We start from the raw sequence: 19,948 nt of genomic DNA on the forward strand, positions 1-19,948 counted from the left end.
TGCTTGTCTCTCAAAAGCATCACGGTTTACTATTCTTGTTCTTTTGATTTTTATATAGTCAACGATCGATTTTTAGAGAACGTATTCATGAGCACGAAACAATTTACTTTGAAAGATGAACAAGCAACGATTCAATTAGGAACGGAGCTTTCTAATCTTTGCTCACAGCAGACAACTATTTATCTGCATGGTGATCTTGGCGCAGGTAAAACGACTTTCAGTCGTGGTTTTGTAAAAGCACTTGGCCATCAAGGAAATGTAAAGAGCCCAACGTATACTCTAGTTGAACCTTATCAACTTGCCGATTGGCAGGTGTACCATTTTGATCTTTATCGCCTAGCCGATCCTGAAGAATTAGAGTTTATGGGGATTCGTGACTACTTCACGCCTGATGCTATCTGTTTGGTTGAATGGCCAGAGAAAGGTTATGGAATGCTACCAGAAGCAGATTTGGATATTGATATTCGTTACCAAGACGATCACCGCATTGTTTCTTTAACCGCTAACAGTGAATACGGACAGCGCTTACTTAGTCAGTTGGAGTTATGTTGATTTCTAGACGCCTTATTTCAGCAGTAGCTATGTTGGCTGCTGTTTTTTCTATACTGTTTTCTTCACTTGTTTCTGCAAACTCACTAAAGAGTTTAAGGGTTTGGCCTTCTCCAGAAGAAACTCGTGTGGTTATCGATTTAAAATCAGAAGCGGATTTCAGCTATTTCACCCTGAGTAGCCCGAGTCGCTTGGTTGTTGATTTAAAAAAGACCAACCTTGCAACTAAGTTACCGGTCGTGGTGAAAGACAGCCCCGTTCTATCTAAGATTCGTAAAAGCTCACCGCCAGACAAAAACACGTATCGCTTGGTTTTTGAGTTAAAGAAGTCGTCTAAAGCAGAGTTGTTTAAACTCAGTCCGACTCCTGGTGGTCAGTACGGACATCGCTTGGTGATCGATTTGCCTCATGGTGCGGCAAGTAAAGGCAAAGCAACATCAACGCCGACTAAGCCAACAGTGAGTAAGAACCTCAATCAAGTTAAGCGTCAGCGTGATGTTCTGATTGTGATTGACCCAGGTCACGGTGGTGAAGATCCTGGCTCAATCGGTCCATCTCGTAAATATGAGAAGAATGCGACTTTGAGTATCTCCCGCAAGTTGGCTGCACAATTAAATGCAGTTCCGGGAATCAAAACGCGTTTAACGCGTAACGCTGACTATTTTGTAAACCTAAACAGACGTGTCGCGATTGCTCGTGAGAACGAAGCTCACCTGCTGATCTCTATTCACGCCGATGCCTTTACGACGCCTCAACCAAGAGGTGGTTCGGTGTTTGTGTTGAATACTCGACGCGCGAACACCGAAATCTCACGCTGGATTGAGAACAAAGAGAAACAGTCAGAATTGCTTGGGGGGAGCGGTGCTGCGTTCACGGGTAATATTGATGATAAGAACGTAAACCAAACCCTGCTTGATTTGCAGTTTAGCCATTCTCAAAAAGAGGGTTATAAACTGGCAACGACCATTCTGTCTGAAATGGGTAAGGTCGCGAAACTGCATAACAGTAAGCCGATTAACACCAGCTTGGCAGTGTTACGTTCACCACAGATTCCATCGGTACTGGTAGAGACAGGCTTTATCTCGAATCCGACGGAAGAGAAGCTGCTCTTCCAACGTTCACATCAAGATAAGCTTGCGCGCGCAGTAACTAAAGCGGTCGTTAAGTATTTGAAGGCTAACCCGCCAGAAGGGATTATCATATCGAACGCAACGTCATCAGCGAGTAGCGTGAGCCAACATAAAGTGTCTCGTGGTGAGTCTCTGTCTGTGATTGCGAGTAAATATGGCACGTCGACACAGACATTGATGAAATTCAACAATCTGAAATCGAGTAGTCTAGCCATCGGTCAGGTGCTTAAGATTCCAAGCAGTGCTTCAGGCTCCTCTTCTAGTAGCGCAGTCAAAACCAAGACCATCACTCACACGGTTAAGTCTGGAGAATACTTAGGCAAGATAGCCAGTCGCTATAAAGTGTTAGTTGCGGACATTAAACGCGAGAACCGCTTGAAATCAGAGACACTAAGAGTGGGCCAAAAGTTACGTATTACGGTTGAAGTTAAAGATGTTCCTCTACGTAAACATAAGGTCGCTAGAGGCGATTATCTTGGCAAGATTGCTTCAAAATACGGTGTGAGCGTCAACAGTATTCGCAAAGCAAACAAACTGCGTTCTGATGAATTGGCCATTGGCCAAGTACTGATTATTCCGCACAAATAACCTTGGAAGTAACTAAGTAATTAAGTGTGCGGTTGTTCAAACGGTAGAAGTGTTAATAACGCACAAGTGTTCCCATCAATGGCAGTAAGGTAGCTATACATATGACGATTAAAATACTGCCAGCTCGGTTAGCTAACCAAATTGCAGCGGGTGAAGTAGTCGAAAGACCCGCTTCTGTTGTGAAAGAGTTGGTTGAGAACAGTTTGGATTCCGGCGCGACACGTATCGATATTGATATCGAAAAAGGTGGCGCTAAGATGATCCGCGTTCGTGACAACGGCAAGGGCATTGTTAAAGATGAGCTTGCCTTGGCATTAAGCCGTCATGCTACCTCTAAAATTCATACTCTTGATGACCTTGAAGCGATCGTCAGCCTAGGTTTCCGAGGTGAAGCACTGGCGAGTATTAGCTCTGTTGCCCGCCTAACTATGACTTCACGTCCTACGACTCAGGATCAAGCTTGGGCTGCACACAGTGAAGGTCGTGATATGCAGGTGAAACTGCAGCCAGCAGCGCATCCCATTGGCACCTCGGTTGAGGTATTGGATCTGTTCTTCAATACTCCGGCACGACGTAAATTCTTACGCACCGAGAAAACTGAATTCACGCATATCGATGAGCTGCTTAAACGCATTGCATTGAGCCGTTTTGATGTGACGATTAACCTTCGTCATAACGGTAAAATGATTCGTCAGTACCGCGCTGCAAAAACACAAGTTCAAGCCGAAAAGCGCATCGCAGCTGTATGTGGTAATCCTTTTGTTCGCCATATGCTTAAGATCGAACTTGAGCATCAAGGCTTAAAACTTCATGGCTGGATCACCACGCCTGAAGGAGCAAGACAACAAAGCGATCTGCAATACTGTTATGTGAATGGTCGTATGATGCGTGACAAGCTGATCAATCATGCGATTCGTCAAAGCTACGAAACTAGCTTGCGCCCCGACCAATTCGCGACGTATGTGTTGTTCATTGAGCTAGACCCGCATCAGGTGGACGTGAATGTTCATCCTGCAAAACATGAAGTGCGTTTTCATCAAGCCCGCCTTGTACACGACTTCATCTACCAAGCCTTGAGTGATGGCTTAGCACAGAGTAAGCAAATCGATGCGGCGCCTGTGAATCAATCTGCTTTCCATCAATCAGAAGCGCCAAGTTATCAGCAAGATGATTCGGTGCCTGAAGTTGATGGTGTTGCAAGTTTCGCTGAACCTGAAAACACGCTACCTAGTAGCGCGGATCAAAGCCAAGTTTCGGAAAGGGTGCGACATGCTATTGAGCAAACGCCAGCCTACCCAAGAAAAGCCGAATCTGAACAGGTTTATGATCAACCTCAGCACAGCGTTAATGATGGTGGGCAGCGTTATAGCTCGCCAGCTAATCGAGGTTCATCGCCTAACATAGGTCCGTCGGCTCATGAAACCAGTTTTACCGGCTCGCCTCGCCAAGAGTGGATAGAGTCTCGACCTGAACCTAAAAAAGAAAAAGAGCCGCACCAACATCATGGTGAGCCTGCTCCATCTAAGCGAGAAGTGAAGGCCTATAAAGAGCTTCTGAAAACGCCAGGTTTTGATGACCAAGTTGTAGAACCATCCTCACCTCACGAGCATGTGGCTCAAGTGAACCCAATAGAAACTAAACCAGCTCAACAGAATCCAGCCCATTCAAAGTCAAGAGTACCTGTGACGGACTTGGGCAAAGCGGTCTCGATTGTGGAACGTCAGTATTTGGTGATGGGTAATAAGAACGGCAGTGTGTTGGTTTCTTTGGCTAAGGCTGAGTTATTGCGTATTGTTGGCCAGCTTGATACGCGTGATGGCGCGTTAAAGAGCCAACCATTATTAGTGCCTTTATCCATCAAATTAGGCGCTGATTTAGTCGGTGTCGCTAAGGCGCTAAGTCCAATGCTGTCTGTGCTTGGTATCGAGCTTAAAGCTAGGAATAACGAAGCGATAATGGTGATGGGAGTGCCTTCTCCTTTGAGGCAGCAAAACTTACAAATTTTGATCCCAGATCTGTTATCGTACGCGGCTTCAATAAACGCTCAGGCCTCGGAAACTCAAGGTCATAGCTTTTCTAGCGATACGTTACCATTACTGGTTAACTGGATCGGGATTCAGACAGCACAAGTAAAAAACGACTACACTTTATCTGAAGCGGTTCAACTAGTTGGGGAACTTGAGCAACTTTGGCATGGTCTACTTCCATTAGATGATCCCGAATTTGTTAATCCTATCGACTTTTCTGCAACCATCGCTGCTTTTATGGCTTAGTTTGTAGGTGAATTTTCACAGCTGAGTTTTAGATAAATTAAGCTTATTTACGGCTTCGGCTGTTTACGATTTAACTGTTGCGATGAGGCTTTTCTTAGTAGACAAGTGTATCGCGACATGAAGCCTTTTAATTAAGTGCTCTAACAGAGAAATAAATACAAAATATCATGACTGAAAAATTACCTTTAGCGTTGTTTTTAATGGGCCCCACGGCATCAGGAAAAACAGATTTAGCTATCCGCTTACGTCAGAAATACCCGGTAGAGATCATCAGTGTCGATTCGGCGCTAATCTACAAAGACATGGATATTGGTACTGCTAAGCCGGATGCAGGAGAGCTCGCGCTCGCGCCTCATCGCTTGATTGATATTCTCGACCCAAGCGAAGCGTATTCTGCGGCTGACTTTCGTCGTGATGCGATCAGTGAAATGAATAAGATTGTAGCGGAAGGTAAAATCCCGCTACTTGTTGGTGGCACAATGCTTTACTACAAGGCATTGTTGGAAGGTTTATCGCCACTACCCGCTGCGGATCAAGAGATTCGTAAGCAGATTGAAGCGGAGTCTATTGAGCAGGGTTGGCAGGCATTGCACGATCAATTAAGAGAGATAGATCCCGTATCCGCTGAAAGAATACACCCAAATGATCCACAAAGGCTTTCAAGGGCATTGGAAGTTTATCGAATTTCGGGTAAAACATTAACAGAGCTAACTCAAACGAAAGGCGATAGCCTGCCATTTCGTGTAAAACAATTTGCAATAGCTCCCAAGGAAAGGAAAGAACTCCATCGCCGCATTGAGCTGCGTTTCGAGAAGATGATAGAAGCGGGATTTGAAGATGAAATGAAAGCGTTGTACGCCAGAGAAGATCTTCACCCTGAACTGCCATCGATCCGATGCGTTGGTTATAGGCAGATGTGGGATTATTTAGATGGGAATTGCGATTTAGACGAAGCGGTTTTCCGTGGTGTCTGCGCAACCCGTCAATTGGCCAAGCGACAAATCACCTGGTTACGCAGTTGGGATGATTTAACTTGGTTGGATAGCGAAAACATTGAACAGGCGTTAGAAACTCTTTCAGATGCAATAGCATCTGATTAGTATTGCTGTGTATAATGTGATCGCTTTTGCGTGAATATACTCTGGAAAGGATCAGTTGTTGAGGCTTTTAAAAATCACAGCCTTTCAATAACAACGGAGTTTTTTTATTCGTTTAGCTCAGATGCAAAGGCCGCACCTTTTTGTGCACCACTAGCTAAATAATTACAACAAAATATAAATAAGGAAAATAAAATGGCTAAGGGGCAATCGCTACAAGACCCATTCCTAAATGCACTCCGTCGTGAGCGCATTCCAGTCTCTATCTATCTTGTTAACGGCATCAAGCTGCAAGGTCAGATCGAGTCTTTCGATCAATTCGTGATCTTATTGAAGAACACAGTAAACCAAATGGTTTACAAGCATGCGATTTCTACTGTGGTTCCTGCTCGTGCAGTTAGTCACCACAGCGGCGAGCAACAACGCGCGCCATCTGATCGTCCTGAGAAGACTGAAGATTAATCGTTCAATTGATACAGCTTGCGCTGTAATAAGGAGTTGGTTGCTTGTTTGACCGTTATGAATCCGGCGAGCGAGCCGTACTTGTTCATATCAACTTCACGCAAGAGGGAGAATGGGAAGACCTGAGCGAATGTGAAATGCTGGTCTCCTCAGCGGGGGTAGAAACGCTACAAGTGATTACTGGTAGCCGACAATCCCCACTCCCTAAATACTACGTTGGAGAAGGTAAAGCCCTAGAAATCGCACAAGCTGTTCAGCTAACCGGTGCTGAAATTGTGATTTTTAACCACTCCCTCTCTCCTGCCCAAGAGCGAAACCTCGAGCAATTGTGTAAATGTCGTGTGATAGATCGCACGGGTTTGATCTTAGATATCTTTGCACAACGTGCGCGAACTCATGAAGGTAAGCTACAAGTTGAGCTCGCTCAGCTTCGTCATATCTCTACTCGATTGATTCGTGGTTGGACTCACCTTGAAAGGCAGAAAGGTGGTATTGGTCTTCGTGGTCCAGGTGAAACTCAACTGGAAACCGATCGACGTTTGTTGCGTGACCGTATAAAGGCAATATTACGTCGTTTAGCGAAAGTCGCTAAGCAGCGTGAACAAGGACGACGTGCTCGTAATCGAGCTGAAATCCCAACAATTTCTTTGGTTGGTTATACCAACGCGGGGAAATCAACACTTTTCAATCGCATCACAAGTGCTGGTGTTTATGCGGCAGACCAACTGTTTGCAACCTTAGACCCAACACTACGTAAGATTGATTTGGCAGATGTCGGGCCTGCAATTCTCGCAGATACCGTAGGTTTTATCCGTCATCTACCACACGACTTGGTCGCTGCGTTCAAGGCTACGTTACAAGAGACGCAGGAAGCTGACATTTTGTTACATGTTGTTGATGCCAGTGATGACCGCTTTCGTGAGAACATTCAGGCTGTTCATGAAGTATTAGAAGAAATCGATGCTCATGAAGTGCCAACCCTTGTAGTCATGAACAAAATTGACTGCATGGAAGACCAAAAACCTCGAATTGAAAGAGACGAAGAGGGCGCACCTCGCGCTGTTTGGGTTTCTGCAATGGAAGGAGAAGGCATTGAACTGCTGTTTGAAGCTTTAACTGAGCGTTTAGCAAGTCAAATGGTTCAATTCCGATTGTGTATTCCACATCAACATCAGGGCCGTATTCGTAGCTTATTCTTTGAGATGAAATGTATTCAACAAGAAGAGTATGATGAAAATGGTAACTTGTTGATAGATATCCGAATGCAACAAATAGATTGGTCTAAACTTGAAAAAAGAGAAGGGGCGCTCTTAGGTGGCTTTATCGTTACCAAAGAGACTGCTACAGTATAACGTCATATCAAATGATGGAGCTTTCTAATGGCGTGGAATGAGCCTGGAAATAACAACAACGGCGATAATAACGGCCGCGATAACGACCCTTGGGGTAAGAACAATAATCGCGGCGGCCGAGATCAAGGACCGCCAGACTTAGACGAAGTGTTTAGTAAACTAAGTCAAAAGTTAGGTGGCAAGTTTGGTAAAAAAGGTGGCAACGGTAACGGGCCATCTATTGGTGGTGGCGGTGCGATTGGCTTTGGTGTCATTGCTGTCATTGCGATTGCTATCTGGTTCTTCGCTGGTTTCTATACCGTTGGCGAAGCAGAAAGAGCAGTAGTACTTCGATTGGGTCAGTTCGACCGTATCGAAGAGCCTGGTCTTAACTGGCACCCACGCTTCATCGATGAAATCAAAGATGAGCAACTAGTAAACGTTCAAGCGATTCGTTCTCTACGTGCTGCTGGCACGATGCTAACGAAAGATGAAAACGTTGTGACCGTTGAAATGGGTGTTCAATACCGTGTTTCTGACCCATACAAGTACTTGTATCGTGTAACGAATGCAGACGACAGTTTACGCCAAGCAACCGATTCTGCGCTTCGTGCGGTAATTGGTGACTCACTAATGGATAGTATCTTGACAAGTGGTCGTCAGCAGATTCGTCAAAGCACTCAAGAAACGTTGAACCGTATTATTGATAGCTACGACATGGGTATTCTGATTGTTGACGTGAACTTCCAGTCAGCACGTCCACCTGAGCAAGTGAAAGATGCATTTGATGATGCTATCGCGGCTCGTGAGGATGAAGAGCGTTTCGAGCGTGAAGCTGAAGCTTACCGAAATGATATTCTTCCAAAAGCAACAGGTCGTGCTGAGCGTTTGAAGAAAGAAGCGGTGGGTTACTCAGAGCGCACAGTTAATGGTGCTCTAGGTCAAGTAGCTCAGTTCGAGAAACTGCTACCTGAATACCAAGCAGCTCCTGAAGTAACACGTAACCGTATGTACCTTGATACAATGGAAAAAGTGTACTCAAGCACATCGAAAGTCCTGATTGATTCTGAATCAAGCGGTAACTTGCTATACCTACCAATTGATAAGCTAGGCGCACAAGGTGGTTCTCAGTCGGGCACTCGCCCTGCAAAAACATCATCAACTTACGATCAAATTGAGTTAGAAACTCAAGCAGATCCAAAGTCTAGCACTCAAACTCGTTCAGACAGTTCACGTCAAGGGAGATACTAATAATGCGTAAATTAATGATCCCTGTATTAGTTGTGACGATTGCCCTTCTATTGATGTCACTATTTGTGATTCAAGAAGGCGAACGTGGCATGGTAATTCGTTTTGGTCGAGTTCTCGATGACAACGGCGTATCACGAATCTATGAACCAGGCTTGCACTTTAAACTGCCTATGTTTGATCGCGTAAAAGTACTTGATGCTCGTATTCAAACGATGGATGGTCGTTCTGACCGTTTCGTAACATCAGAGAAAAAAGACGTTCTAATTGATACCTACGCAAAATGGCGTATTGCTGATTTTGGACGCTTTTATCTGAGTACCGGCGGCGGCAATATCATGACGGCAGAAGCACTTCTTGAGCGTAAAGTGACAGATGTTCTTCGTTCTGAAATTGGTTCTCGTGAAATTAAGCAGATCGTGTCAGGTCCTCGTAATAAGGACATCCTGCCAGACTCTGCTGATAGCGAAGTTGTCACAACGGTAGCGGCTGCAGAAGCACTAGAAGTTGATGGCGAACGCGATAAGATCATGGAAAACGTTTTGTCTGGAACGGCAGAAAGTGCGATGGCTGATTTAGGTGTTGAAGTTGTTGATTTCCGAATGAAGAAGATTAACCTTCCTGACGAAATCAGTGAATCTATCTACCGCCGTATGCGTGCAGAACGTGAGTCGGTTGCTCGTAGACACCGTTCACAAGGTCGTGAGAAAGCAGAAGTTATCCGTGCTCAAGCTGAGCTAGAAGTCGCGACTGTTCTTGCTGAAGCTGACCGTACTGCTCGAGTGACTCGTGGTGATGCTGATGCAGAAGCAGCGAAGATCTACTCTGATGCATTTAGCAAAGACCCTGAGTTCTATGGCTTCATGCGTTCACTGCAAGCTTATGAGACATCATTTAGCGATAAGAGCGACATTCTAGTACTGGATCCGAAGACTGACTTCTTCCAATACATGAATCAAGCAAGCGGTGCTCCAGCAAAATAAGCTGATTCGTTAATTCATTAAATTAGCGAAGTACCTAAAAATCAAAAGGCTCCCATAATGGGCTGTCTCTTATACACAAATCCCTAAGCCACGCTTGGGGATTTTTTTTGAACTATTTTTAGGTTTCATGATCTGATCATCTAAGCAATGACAAGGATGATTATCATGACCTATATAGAGCCAACCCTTTGGGCACAAAAACAGTTCGGTCAAGCCCACCTTAATGACCCTAGACGCACTCAAAGACTCGTTGCTCTCGCAGCCTCACTGGCCGAGCAACCTGGCGTACCCGTCTCGAAACTCATTATCTCCCCTGCTGAAATGGAAGGGGCTTATCGCTTCATCCGTAATGAGCAAATCAAAGCAGAAGATATCGCAGAAGCGGGTTTTTATGTCACTGCACAAGAAGCATTAGAGCAACAGACACTTCTTGCCTTAGAAGACACCACTTCTCTCAGTTACTCCCATCGCAGCATTCGAGATGAACTCGGGCACTCCAATCAAGGTAATCGACATCGCGCCATGTTCGTACACTCAACCTTACTTTTTGCTCCCGACACTCAATCTGTTATTGGTTTAATTGAACAACAGCGCTGGACTCGTGATATAGAAAAGCGAGGTCAAAGGCACCAGCATGCGACTCGACCATACAAAGAGAAAGAAAGTTATAAGTGGGAACAAGCCTCTCGCCATGTCGCTGAGCGACTTGGCGATAAAATTTCGGATGTCATTTCTGTGTGCGATAGAGAAGCCGACCTATTTGAATACCTCACTTACAAGCGAGAGCAACAACAAAGGTTCCTCGTTCGCTCAATGCAAAGCCGCTGTATTGAAGAGCATGATAATCGTCTTTATAGCTATGCCTCTACCCTGTTATCAGCCGGAGAGAAAGTGCTCGAAATACCGCAAAAAGGCGGTCGTAAAGCTCGCAAGGCTCATTTAGATATCAAATATGCCCCCGTGACACTCAAGTCTCCTGCTAACAAGAAAGAGTTCGATAACATTCCGCTTTACTACGTGGGATGTATAGAACAAGGAGAGAGTGGTAATAAGCTCGCATGGCACTTACTGACTTCAGAGCCGATAACGAGCAAGGAAGAGGCACTCAAAATCGTCAGTTATTATGAGCGGCGCTGGCTAATAGAAGATTTTCATAAAGTCTGGAAAAGTGAAGGGACTGAAGTTGAGCAACTGAGAATGCAAAGTAAGGATAACTTAGAAAGGCTCAGCGTCGTTTTGGCTTTTATCGCGACTCGGTTACTCCAGTTGAGGTTTATGAATGAATCAGACGAGTTATCTAAGAGCAGTTGTGAGCAGGTATTAAAAGGCAAAGCGTGGAAGTTAATGTGGCTCAAGTTGGAGAGCAAAAAACTACCGAAAGAAGCGCCTAATATATCATGGGCTTACAACGGTATTGCTCGGTTAGGTGGCTGGAAGAATACCAAGCGAACAGGTCGCGCTTCTATAAAGGCGTTATGGCAAGGATGGCTTAGGTTACAAACCATCCTTGAAGGGTATGAACTCGCTAAGTCTCTTGATTAACCAGACTTGTGATCAAGAGACAGCCCATAATGGGAGCCTTTTTGTTTTCTATTCGTTGAAGACTGCAGGTGACCATTGAATCTTCGAGGGAAGTCGTAGTGACAGCTCCGTACTTTGAGAAAACCTAACGGTAGGTCATGAAAGCGATAACGGCACCGGCCACCACAAGACAGCCGCCAATACGGCGCAGTTGCGTGTCTGGTTGCTCGCTCAGTTGCGCGACCATGTTTCTCCAGCCATTGGGTGCAATCAAGGGGCCGAGCCCTTCAACGATAAGAACGAGCCCAATAGCGAGCCAAATTGATTGAGACATGGTTCTGCCTTTTGTCTATAAAATGCAATGATATCAGCATCTTTACACATTCGCCCTCAGTTATCGCTGGTTTATTTTTGTACAGCGTTAACGTTTATGAACAAAAAGTGACTGCAAGAAGTGTGATTCAGTGCTAGAATCCATTTTTAATTAGCAACAGAAATTGGAAAGATGGGAAATAACGTAGTCGTTCTAGGCACCCAATGGGGTGATGAAGGTAAAGGTAAAATCGTTGACCTTTTAACTGAAGATGCAAAATACGTGGTTCGCTACCAAGGCGGTCACAATGCAGGTCACACACTTGTAATTGACGGTGAAAAAACCGTTCTTCACTTAATTCCATCAGGCATCCTACGCAATAACGTTAAATGTGTTATTGGTAACGGTGTTGTATTATCGCCTGACGCACTTCTTAAAGAGATGAAGCCTCTTGAAGAACGCGGTATCCCAGTGCGTGAGCGTCTTTTCATCTCTGAAGCTTGTCCTCTAATTCTTCCGTACCATATTGCTATCGACAACGCGCGTGAAATCGCTCGTGGCGCTAAAGCTATCGGTACAACAGGTCGTGGTATCGGTCCTGCTTACGAAGATAAAGTTGCTCGTCGCGGTCTACGCGTTGGCGACCTTTTCGATAAAGAAGCATTTGCTGAGAAGCTAAAAGAAGTTATGGAATTCCACAACTTCCAACTAGAGCACTTCTACAAAGCTGAAACAGTAAGCTACGAAGAAGTACTTGAGCAAGCGATGAGCTACGCAGACATGTTAACTGCGATGGTTATCGACGTAACTGACGAACTAGACGCAGCACGTAAGCGCGGCGACAAGATTATGTTCGAAGGTGCTCAAGGTACGCTACTAGATATCGACCACGGTACTTACCCATACGTAACGTCTTCTAACACGACTGCTGGTGGTGTTGCTGCAGGTTCTGGTTTCGGTCCTCGTCACATCGGTTACATCCTTGGTATTACTAAGGCTTACTGTACTCGTGTTGGTTCAGGTCCATTCCCAACTGAGCTATACGATGGCCTTGAGAAGCAAGACCCAGTCGGTAAGCACCTAGGCGATGTTGGTCACGAGTTTGGCGCAACTACTGGTCGTCTACGTCGTACAGGTTGGTTCGATGCTGTTGCTATGCGTCGTGCAATCCAAATCAACTCTCTATCTGGTATGTGTCTAACTAAACTAGACGTTCTAGATGGCCTAGAAGAACTAAAAATCTGTACTGGTTACAAGATGAAAGATGGTTCTATCCTAGAAGTTTCTCCAATGGCTGCTGAGTCATTCGAAGAAGCGACGCCAATCTACGAAACAATGCCTGGTTGGTCTGAAAACACATTTGGTGCTAAATCTATCGACGCGCTTCCACAAGCTGCTCTAGATTACATCAAGCGTATCGAAGACCTAACTGGCGTTCCAATTGATATCGTATCAACTGGCCCAGATCGTAACGAAACTATCATCAAGGTTCACCCATACGGCGCATAATGCCCAGCTGAGTGATTACCACAGCACGAAGCGTACTGAGGTAATTAAAGTACTTTGCTAATGAAATAGTTTTCTGAAAGCCGACTTTATTAAGTCGGCTTTTTAATACCTGCAATTTGAAAACGAAGCCGTTCGTGATGATCTTTTGAACGCCATATGGCAAAATATTGCCCATTAGCGGCAAGTTTTGTCTAAAGCCGCCAAGGTTATTGCCGATACAGATATCATGGAAAGTGAAGTTCACCCTATTTTGGTGCGTGCAGAAATCGTCTGCTGCCCTCAATAGATAGCTTTAACGACAGATAATAGAGTGCAGGTATGAAGCTACGAATTGTAGCAGCTTCATTGATAGTGGCGCTGAGCTCACCCTTGAGTCATGCAGATTTGGCTGATGTGGGAGAGCCCGTTCCAATATATACAGAAGCTGAACTGATTAATTTAATTGAGAATAATCAACACCTAGAGCGAGTGAAAGCTGATAAGTGCCAGTTAGTTGAAGATATCGTTGCTCGTGCAACGCGTATTAGCTTGCCTTCTTATGAGTTTTTATACGGTGATATGTTGGCTTGGGGTGTGTGTGTTCCGCAAGATGTAGAGCTTGGCCTTTACTATATGGAAAACGCGGCACATCAAGGTTTACCAGCGGCACTCGAGCAGTTAGGACGTTATTATTCTCTTGGCACTTTGGTGCAACAAGACAAAGAGCGTGCGATCCCGTATTTACGTGAAGCCGCCTCGATGGGTAACTTAAGTGCAAGTATCCACTTAGCGGAACTCTTGCTACGTGATTACGGTAGCCCGTTAGATTATGAAGATGCTTATCGCTGGTTATACAACTCGGTGACAGCGGATCAAAGGCAACATAAGCGTATAACTGTGCTTCGAAGCGGTTTGGAGCGGAGAATGCCAGACAACATTATCGCTCGAGCAAAACGTCGAGACGTGTTCTGGTAATTACAATTATTAATTAAGGTTGATGGTTAACGACTGCACTCGTTAACCATCTATCTTGATCGAGAAAGATATCGATATAAAAAGGCCTCATAGGTAAATACCTATGAGGCCTTTTTTGATCTGAACGGAAAGCTGTTTATTTCATTCGATGACGTTACTGAACAACTTCACCAGATTCAATTACCGTCTTACGAACGACTTTGGTGAAATCGAGTGCTTCTTGGCGAATTTGATCTTCATCGACCGTTAGCATGTCGCGATCTTGCATGATGATCTTGCCATCAACGATGGTGTGACGAACGTTCCCCGAGTTAGCTGAGTAAACTAATGCAGAGTATGGGTTGTACACAGGAACCATGTTTGGAGCCTTGGTGTCGATCACTATGATGTCGGCTAGCTTGCCTGCTTCAAGAGAGCCGATCTTATCTTCCATGTGTAGTGCTTTTGCTGCGCCCATTGTTGCCATGTCGATCACTTTGATCGGCGGCATTGCAGCACGATCTTTATTCACCAATTTGTGAACCTTAGCGACTTGGTTGAACTCATCAATGGTGCTCAATGTGTTACCAGACATTGGGCCATCAGTACCTAAACCGATACGTACATTTTCGTCATACATCTTAAGCGCAGGTGACACGCCTTTTGCTGACTTGATGTTGGCACTCATGTTGTGAGCCACGCCCATATCTGATTTTTTCACTAGCTCGATATCATGATCGTCTACTAGGATCATGTGTGCGCCAACTAAGTTTTTGTTTAGTGCACCAATGCTGTCCATGTATTGAACCGGAGATAAACCTTCAGCTCGTTTTGCAATTTTTTCTTCTTCACGATGAGATTCAGCTAAGTGAATCATTACTGGAACATCAAGTTTTAGAGAAAGCTTTGCTACTTTTGAAGGACTTCGGTTGTGTTTGTGTAAGGGGCGTGAGGAGCAAATGCAGGCGTAATACGCGGGTGATCTTTATATTCTTCAATGAAGTTCAATGCGTATTTAATACCTTCTTCCGCGTTTGCTGCATCAGCCACTGGGAATTTGATTACTGTTTCGCCTAATACTGCGCGCATACCAATTTTATCAACAGTTTTAGCGACTTCGTCTTCAAAGTAGTACATATCAGCGTAAGTCGTTACGCCACCTTTTACCATTTCAACGTTACCAAGGTTAGCGCCTATACGAACCATATCGCGAGAGACTAACTTAGCTTCAAGTGGGAAGATGTAGCGGTGCAAGCGATCAGGCACATCATCGGCCAACGAACGGAAAACCGTCATGGATACGTGAGTATGAGTATTGATGAGACCTGGCATTACGATATCGCCATCAACGTCTAGCACTTGTTTAGCTTGGTACTGCTTCTCTAGCGAAGCATCGCCAACCGCAATGATTTTGTTGTCTTTAACGACAACAGTGCCGCTCTCGTAAACCGTTTTTTCTTGGTTCATGGTTAGAACCATGGCATCGGTTATCATCAGGTCAGCTTTTTCCATTGCAGAACTCGCAAATGGAAATAGAGCTAGGCTTGCCATCGCTGAAGCCAATAGGGTGCGTTTTAGTTTCATATCAATACTCAGAACAGGTGTTGGTAAAGTGTGTGATAATAGTGTATTTCATTCATGGCGCAAACGTTTGTTTTATCGTTTGCTTGAAATTTTGATGATTGCCCGCGTCTATGAAGTGATGTTTCACAAAGTGAAGATATGTATCAATCTTAGGTTATTTTAGGCTTTTCCAAAGCATATCTGTAGCTTACCTCTAGCATCAGATATACTAGGGGTAATATACCTTCCTTGCTTAAGCAGGCCCGCCTATGTCAAAAAACACACCAATGTCAGAAAACACGACAGCGACAACCACTGTTGATCCTTTTGCCGACCGAGAGTCGAAAAATTACGAAAACCCAGTACCAAGCCGTGAGTTCATTATTTCGTTTCTAACAGACGCGAATATTCCTATGAACCGCAACGATCTATTCGAAGCTTTGGGTTTGGCTGGAGAGGAACAATATGAAGGGCTGCGTCGTCGTTTACGTGCAATGGAACGTGATGGACAGCTTATCTTTACCCGTCGTCAGTGTTACGCATTGCCTGAGAAGATGGAATTGATTAAAGGCTTTGTGATTGGTCATAAAGACGGTCATGGTTGGGTACGTCCAGACGGCAGTGTGGGTAAAGACAATGATATCGTGCTGCCGCATCATCAGATGAAAACCATCATGCACGGTGATTACGTATTGGTTCAGCCTACTGACAACAGTAAGCGTGGCCGTCGTGAAGGCCGTTTGGTTCGTGTGCTTGAAGAGCGTAAAACGCCACTTGTTGGTCGCTTCTTCCTAGAGTACGGCCATTCTTATGTGGTTGCTGATGATTCGCGTATCAGTCACGACATCCAGATCCCAACTGAGCATAAAGGCGGTGCTCGAATGGGTAATGTGGTTGTGATTGAAATTACGGACCGTGGTGGTCGTTCTCGTAACATGATGGGTAAAGTGACCGAAGTTCTTGGTGAGAATATGGCTCCGGGTATGGAAACGCAGATTGCGATCCGTACTCACCAGATCCCACAAGAGTGGCCTGAAGCGGTAGATAAGCAAATCGTAAACCTCGGTGAGCATGTTCCTGAAGAAGCAAAAGAAGGACGTGTTGATCTGCGTAAATTGCCATTGGTTACTATCGATGGTGAAGATGCGCGTGACTTCGATGATGCGGTTTACTGTGAAGCGAAGAAAGGCGGCGGCTGGCGTCTATGGGTAGCGATTGCTGACGTAAGTTACTACGTTCGCCCAGATACCGCGCTAGACAAAGAAGCGATTAACCGTGGTAACTCGGTATACTTCCCGTCACAAGTTGTACCAATGCTGCCAGAAGTGCTTTCAAATGGTTTGTGTTCATTGAACCCTCAGGTAGACCGTTTATGTATGGTGTGTGAGATGACTATCTCAGACAAAGGTAAACTGTCGGGTTACAAGCACTACGAAGCGGTAATGAATTCTCATGCTCGTCTTACTTATAACAAAGTAGGCGCGATCTTAGATGGCAATGAAGAGTTACGTGAACGTTACGAACCAGAAGTACCACATCTTGAAGAGCTTCATAAGATGTACAAGGTGCTTAAGAAAACGCGTGACGAACGTGGTGCGATTGAATTTGAAACGGTAGAAACTAAGTTTATCTTCAATGCGGATCGTAAGATCGACCGTATTGAGCCAGTAATCCGTAACGATGCACACAAGATCATCGAAGAATGTATGATTCTTGCGAATATCGCATCGGCATCTTACGTAGAAAAAGCGAAAGAGCCTGCTCTATACCGTGTTCACGATACTCCGGGTGAAGAGCGCTTAATGGGCTTCAAGAGCTTCTTAAGTGAACTAGGTTTAACGCTGGAGGGTGGCCTGTCGCCATCTCCGGTAGACTATGCACAACTGATGCAGCAGATTAACGAACGTGAAGACCGTGAGTTAATCCAAACTATGCTGTTACGCTCAATGAAACAAGCGGTATACAACGCGGACAACGCGGGTCACTTTGGTCTAGCTCTTAAGCGCTATGCTCACTTTACCTCGCCAATTCGTCGTTACCCAGATTTGCTATTGCACCGTGCGATTAAGTACCTTATTGCGAAAGAAGAAGGTCGTAATAGCGAGCGTTGGACGCCAACCGGTGGTTACCACTACACTTTCGATGATATGGACTTCTACGGCGAACAGTGTTCAATGACTGAGCGTCGTGCTGATGATGCTACGCGTGAAGTGAACGACTGGCTGAAATGTGAATACATGCAAGACCATGTCGGTGAAGTGATGGATGGCGTGATTGCCAACGTGACTGGTTTCGGTTTCTTTGTGCGTCTAACGGAACTGCATATCGATGGTCTGGTACATATTTCTGCGCTAGCGAATGACTACTACCAATTTGATGCTGTTGGTCAGCGTCTAGTGGGTGAAAGCTCAGGTAATATCTACCGCTTGGGTGATTCGGTTAAAGTGAAGGTTTCGGCGGTTAACTTAGAAACTCGTCAAATCGACTTTGATTTAGAAGACACCGATCGTCAGCCGCGTGGTAAAGGTAAAACAGCCAAGAAGCGTGCTGCTGAAGCGATGAAAAAGGCGAAAAGCAAGAAGCGTTCAGCGGTGAAGAGCAATAAGCCGGGCGTACCTGCAACGCCTTTAGTTGAACCGACTAAGCGACCTGATGGAAGCAGTGAAAGTTCTGCTAAGAAGAAAAAGCCAGCGAATAAAACTGGTGCTGCTAAAGCTCGAGCGAAGAAAAAGCGCGCAGCAAGCCGTAAGCCAAAGGCTGATAAGTCTTAAGCTATCGTCATTACAGTGACGAGTAGCGCTTAAACGTCTAACGAATTTAAATGCGAGAGTATCAGGCGGAAGATGCATGCTCTCGAAATAAACAATACAGAGATGGGTGCATCGGGTTTGATGACATTCACCTCTGAGCAATAAGAGTAACCAGAGACAATGAGTAACGAATTTATTTACGGTATTCACGCGGTGAAAGCCGTACTAGAAAAAGATCCAGCTCGTTTTATCGAAGCGTATGTACTGAAAGGGCGTCAAGACGATCGTCTTCTTCCATTACTGAATCAACTGCAGCAATTTGGTGTGTCGATTCAACAAATGGGCCGTAAGCCGCTTGATGAAAAAGCACAGGGTGCAAATCACCAAGGTCTTATTGCTAAGGTGAAGCCTGCTAAGCAGCTTAATGAAACTCACCTAGACGATATCCTAGCGCAGCACGAACAGCCTCTGTTGTTGGTTCTAGATGGCGTAACAGACCCTCATAACCTAGGTGCTTGTCTACGTAACGCGGATGCTGCGGGTGTGGCGGCTGTTATCGTACCTAAAGATCGCTCTTCGCCGCTAACGGCAACCGTAAGTAAGGTTGCTTGTGGCGCAGCTGAAACCGTTCCTCTAGTACGCGTAACCAACCTAGCTCGTACAATGCGTGCACTGCAAGAGCAGGGTGTATGGTTCGTGGGTACCGCAGGTGAAGCAACGCATGATATCTACCAAGCGAAGTTAACAGGCCCTCTTGCTGTGGTTATGGGGGCTGAAGGTGACGGTATGCGTCGTCTAACGCGTGAAACCTGTGATGATCTGATTAAGATCCCAATGGCAGGTAGCGTGTCGAGCCTGAACGTTTCAGTAGCATCGGGCATCTGTTTGTTCGAAGCGGTACGCCAGCGTTTAGCTCAGTAAACCTAGGTTCAGCAACATTTGACTCAGTCACGCTTGGTTTAGTTGTGTGTCTCTATGTTGTTTAGAGATACTTGCTATATAAAGAGTTAAACGACTTTAAGTCTATGAATTTATTAACGCTCACCACTTGCTGGTGGGCGTTTCTTTTTAGGCTGTTATAGCAAAAGCCATCGGTTTGTCGGATGGCTAGATGGCGACAGAAAAACTGTTTCATTATTAGCCAAATACCGCTTGCCAATACCGGGTTCTTTCTATAATATTTGCCGTCCTTAAAACTCGGTCATTTTTCTTTAGTTCCTTGCTTCCCTTGGACGACCGAGCCTTTCGTGGAAGCTAATAATCCGTAAGGAGCAACCAAATGCGTCATTATGAAATCGTATTCATGGTTCACCCTGATCAAAGCGAGCAAGTTGCTGGCATGATCGAGCGTTACACTGGTTCAATCACTGAAGCTGGTGGTACTATCCACCGTCTAGAAGACTGGGGCCGCCGTCAAATGGCTTACCCAATCAACAAACTTCACAAAGCTCACTACGTTCTTATGAACGTTGAAGCTGGCCAAGAAGTGATGGACGAGCTAGAAACTGCTTTCCGTTTTAACGATGCAGTTCTACGTAACATGATCATGCGCACTAAAGGCGCTGTGACTGAGCAATCTATCATGCTTAAGCAAAAAGAAGAGCGTGCAGAGCGTGCTCCTCGTCGTGATGACCGTGAAGAACGTGCACCACGTCGTGAAGAAGAAGCTAAGCCAGAAGCTGCTGCTGAGTAATTCTT

15 protein-coding genes and 1 pseudogene are annotated in these 19,948 nt (G+C 45.2%); 14 read left to right on the forward strand and 2 right to left on the reverse strand.

The features are described from left to right. Positions 1 to 87: 87 nt before the first annotated feature. The 9 genes from tsaE (at position 88) to OCV30_RS01410 (ending at position 11,203) form a co-directional block, all read left to right on the forward strand. Positions 88 to 552 (forward strand): tRNA (adenosine(37)-N6)-threonylcarbamoyltransferase complex ATPase subunit type 1 TsaE, encoded by a 465-nt coding sequence (gene tsaE / locus OCV30_RS01370; RefSeq protein WP_004735870.1) that lies wholly within the window; start codon positions 88 to 90, stop codon positions 550 to 552. Then, entirely contained in the window at positions 546 to 2,267 is a 1,722-nt protein-coding gene (locus tag OCV30_RS01375; protein WP_065680349.1) for an N-acetylmuramoyl-L-alanine amidase, read from the forward strand. The genes tsaE and OCV30_RS01375 overlap by 7 nt, the downstream gene beginning before the upstream one ends. A 101-nt stretch (positions 2,268 to 2,368) precedes the next feature. After that, positions 2,369 to 4,540, forward strand: coding sequence for a DNA mismatch repair endonuclease MutL (gene mutL / locus OCV30_RS01380; RefSeq protein ID WP_065680348.1), 2,172 nt, complete (start codon positions 2,369 to 2,371; stop codon positions 4,538 to 4,540). Between the two features lie 167 nt (positions 4,541 to 4,707). Further along, positions 4,708 to 5,640, forward strand: coding sequence for a tRNA (adenosine(37)-N6)-dimethylallyltransferase MiaA (gene miaA, locus OCV30_RS01385; protein WP_009847880.1), 933 nt, complete (start codon positions 4,708 to 4,710; stop codon positions 5,638 to 5,640). 192 nt (positions 5,641 to 5,832) lie between these two features. Further along, positions 5,833 to 6,099: an RNA chaperone Hfq gene (hfq, locus tag OCV30_RS01390; RefSeq protein WP_004735866.1), complete on the forward strand. Its 267-nt coding sequence runs from the start codon at positions 5,833 to 5,835 to the stop codon at positions 6,097 to 6,099. A gap of 44 nt (positions 6,100 to 6,143) precedes the next feature. Next, entirely contained in the window at positions 6,144 to 7,451 is a 1,308-nt protein-coding gene (hflX, locus tag OCV30_RS01395; RefSeq protein ID WP_009847881.1) for a ribosome rescue GTPase HflX, read from the forward strand. 27 nt (positions 7,452 to 7,478) lie between these two features. Then, positions 7,479 to 8,681 (forward strand): FtsH protease activity modulator HflK, encoded by a 1,203-nt coding sequence (hflK, locus tag OCV30_RS01400; RefSeq protein WP_009847882.1) that lies wholly within the window; start codon positions 7,479 to 7,481, stop codon positions 8,679 to 8,681. Between the two features lie 2 nt (positions 8,682 to 8,683). Beyond that, positions 8,684 to 9,661 (forward strand): protease modulator HflC, encoded by a 978-nt coding sequence (gene hflC / locus OCV30_RS01405; protein WP_009847883.1) that lies wholly within the window; start codon positions 8,684 to 8,686, stop codon positions 9,659 to 9,661. A gap of 165 nt (positions 9,662 to 9,826) precedes the next feature. After that, complete coding sequence (locus OCV30_RS01410; RefSeq protein WP_261879033.1) at positions 9,827 to 11,203, forward strand: IS4 family transposase; 1,377 nt, start codon at positions 9,827 to 9,829, stop codon at positions 11,201 to 11,203. Positions 11,204 to 11,327: 124 nt separating this feature from the next. Here OCV30_RS01410 and OCV30_RS01415 read toward each other — a convergent pair whose 3' ends face one another. Further along, complete coding sequence (locus tag OCV30_RS01415) at positions 11,328 to 11,516, reverse strand: DUF2065 domain-containing protein (protein ID WP_010434105.1); 189 nt, start codon at positions 11,514 to 11,516, stop codon at positions 11,328 to 11,330. Positions 11,517 to 11,687: 171 nt separating this feature from the next. Here OCV30_RS01415 and OCV30_RS01420 point away from each other — a divergent pair, with 171 nt between their 5' ends. Together OCV30_RS01420 and motX are read left to right on the forward strand one after the other, a co-directional pair. After that, on the forward strand, positions 11,688 to 13,004 hold the full coding sequence (locus OCV30_RS01420; protein WP_009847885.1) for an adenylosuccinate synthase: 1,317 nt from the start codon (positions 11,688 to 11,690) through the stop codon (positions 13,002 to 13,004). A 318-nt stretch (positions 13,005 to 13,322) separates the two neighbouring features. Then, positions 13,323 to 13,958: a flagellar protein MotX gene (gene motX, locus OCV30_RS01425; protein WP_009847886.1), complete on the forward strand. Its 636-nt coding sequence runs from the start codon at positions 13,323 to 13,325 to the stop codon at positions 13,956 to 13,958. A gap of 154 nt (positions 13,959 to 14,112) precedes the next feature. Here the strand turns inward: motX and OCV30_RS01430 are convergent. Then, positions 14,113 to 15,521: pseudogene (locus OCV30_RS01430) on the reverse strand (amidohydrolase). A gap of 248 nt (positions 15,522 to 15,769) precedes the next feature. On the opposite strand from OCV30_RS01430, the gene rnr reads away from it, so the two are divergent. The 3 genes from rnr to rpsF all read left to right on the forward strand — a co-directional run bounded on the left by rnr (position 15,770) and on the right by rpsF (position 19,943). Then, positions 15,770 to 18,271 (forward strand): ribonuclease R, encoded by a 2,502-nt coding sequence (rnr, locus tag OCV30_RS01435; protein ID WP_065679501.1) that lies wholly within the window; start codon positions 15,770 to 15,772, stop codon positions 18,269 to 18,271. 159 nt (positions 18,272 to 18,430) lie between these two features. Next, the gene (gene rlmB / locus OCV30_RS01440) at positions 18,431 to 19,171 is read left to right on the forward strand and encodes a 23S rRNA (guanosine(2251)-2'-O)-methyltransferase RlmB (RefSeq protein ID WP_009847889.1); all 741 of its coding nucleotides are present in this window, start codon (positions 18,431 to 18,433) and stop codon (positions 19,169 to 19,171) included. Between the two features lie 358 nt (positions 19,172 to 19,529). After that, positions 19,530 to 19,943 carry a 30S ribosomal protein S6 gene (gene rpsF, locus OCV30_RS01445; RefSeq protein WP_004735855.1) on the forward strand — a complete coding sequence of 138 codons (414 nt, stop codon included), beginning with the start codon at positions 19,530 to 19,532 and terminating at the stop codon, positions 19,941 to 19,943. Positions 19,944 to 19,948: the final 5 nt, after the last annotated feature.

This window comes from Vibrio atlanticus, from assembly GCF_024347315.1.
Classification (GTDB): Bacteria; Pseudomonadota; Gammaproteobacteria; order Enterobacterales; family Vibrionaceae; genus Vibrio; species Vibrio atlanticus.

Coding starts and splice junctions, on each gene's coding strand:
- hflK (WP_009847882.1), top strand. CDS start 7,479: ATGGCGTGGAATGAGCCTGGAAATAACAACAACGGCGATAATAACGGC.
- hflC (WP_009847883.1), top strand. CDS start 8,684: ATGCGTAAATTAATGATCCCTGTATTAGTTGTGACGATTGCCCTTCTA.
- hfq (WP_004735866.1), top strand. CDS start 5,833: ATGGCTAAGGGGCAATCGCTACAAGACCCATTCCTAAATGCACTCCGT.
- rnr (WP_065679501.1), top strand. CDS start 15,770: ATGTCAAAAAACACACCAATGTCAGAAAACACGACAGCGACAACCACT.
- OCV30_RS01375 (WP_065680349.1), top strand. CDS start 546: ATGTTGATTTCTAGACGCCTTATTTCAGCAGTAGCTATGTTGGCTGCT.
- rlmB (WP_009847889.1), top strand. CDS start 18,431: ATGAGTAACGAATTTATTTACGGTATTCACGCGGTGAAAGCCGTACTA.
- motX (WP_009847886.1), top strand. CDS start 13,323: ATGAAGCTACGAATTGTAGCAGCTTCATTGATAGTGGCGCTGAGCTCA.
- OCV30_RS01420 (WP_009847885.1), top strand. CDS start 11,688: ATGGGAAATAACGTAGTCGTTCTAGGCACCCAATGGGGTGATGAAGGT.
- rpsF (WP_004735855.1), top strand. CDS start 19,530: ATGCGTCATTATGAAATCGTATTCATGGTTCACCCTGATCAAAGCGAG.
- tsaE (WP_004735870.1), top strand. CDS start 88: ATGAGCACGAAACAATTTACTTTGAAAGATGAACAAGCAACGATTCAA.
- OCV30_RS01415 (WP_010434105.1), bottom strand. CDS start 11,516: ATGTCTCAATCAATTTGGCTCGCTATTGGGCTCGTTCTTATCGTTGAA.
- OCV30_RS01410 (WP_261879033.1), top strand. CDS start 9,827: ATGACCTATATAGAGCCAACCCTTTGGGCACAAAAACAGTTCGGTCAA.
- mutL (WP_065680348.1), top strand. CDS start 2,369: ATGACGATTAAAATACTGCCAGCTCGGTTAGCTAACCAAATTGCAGCG.
- miaA (WP_009847880.1), top strand. CDS start 4,708: ATGACTGAAAAATTACCTTTAGCGTTGTTTTTAATGGGCCCCACGGCA.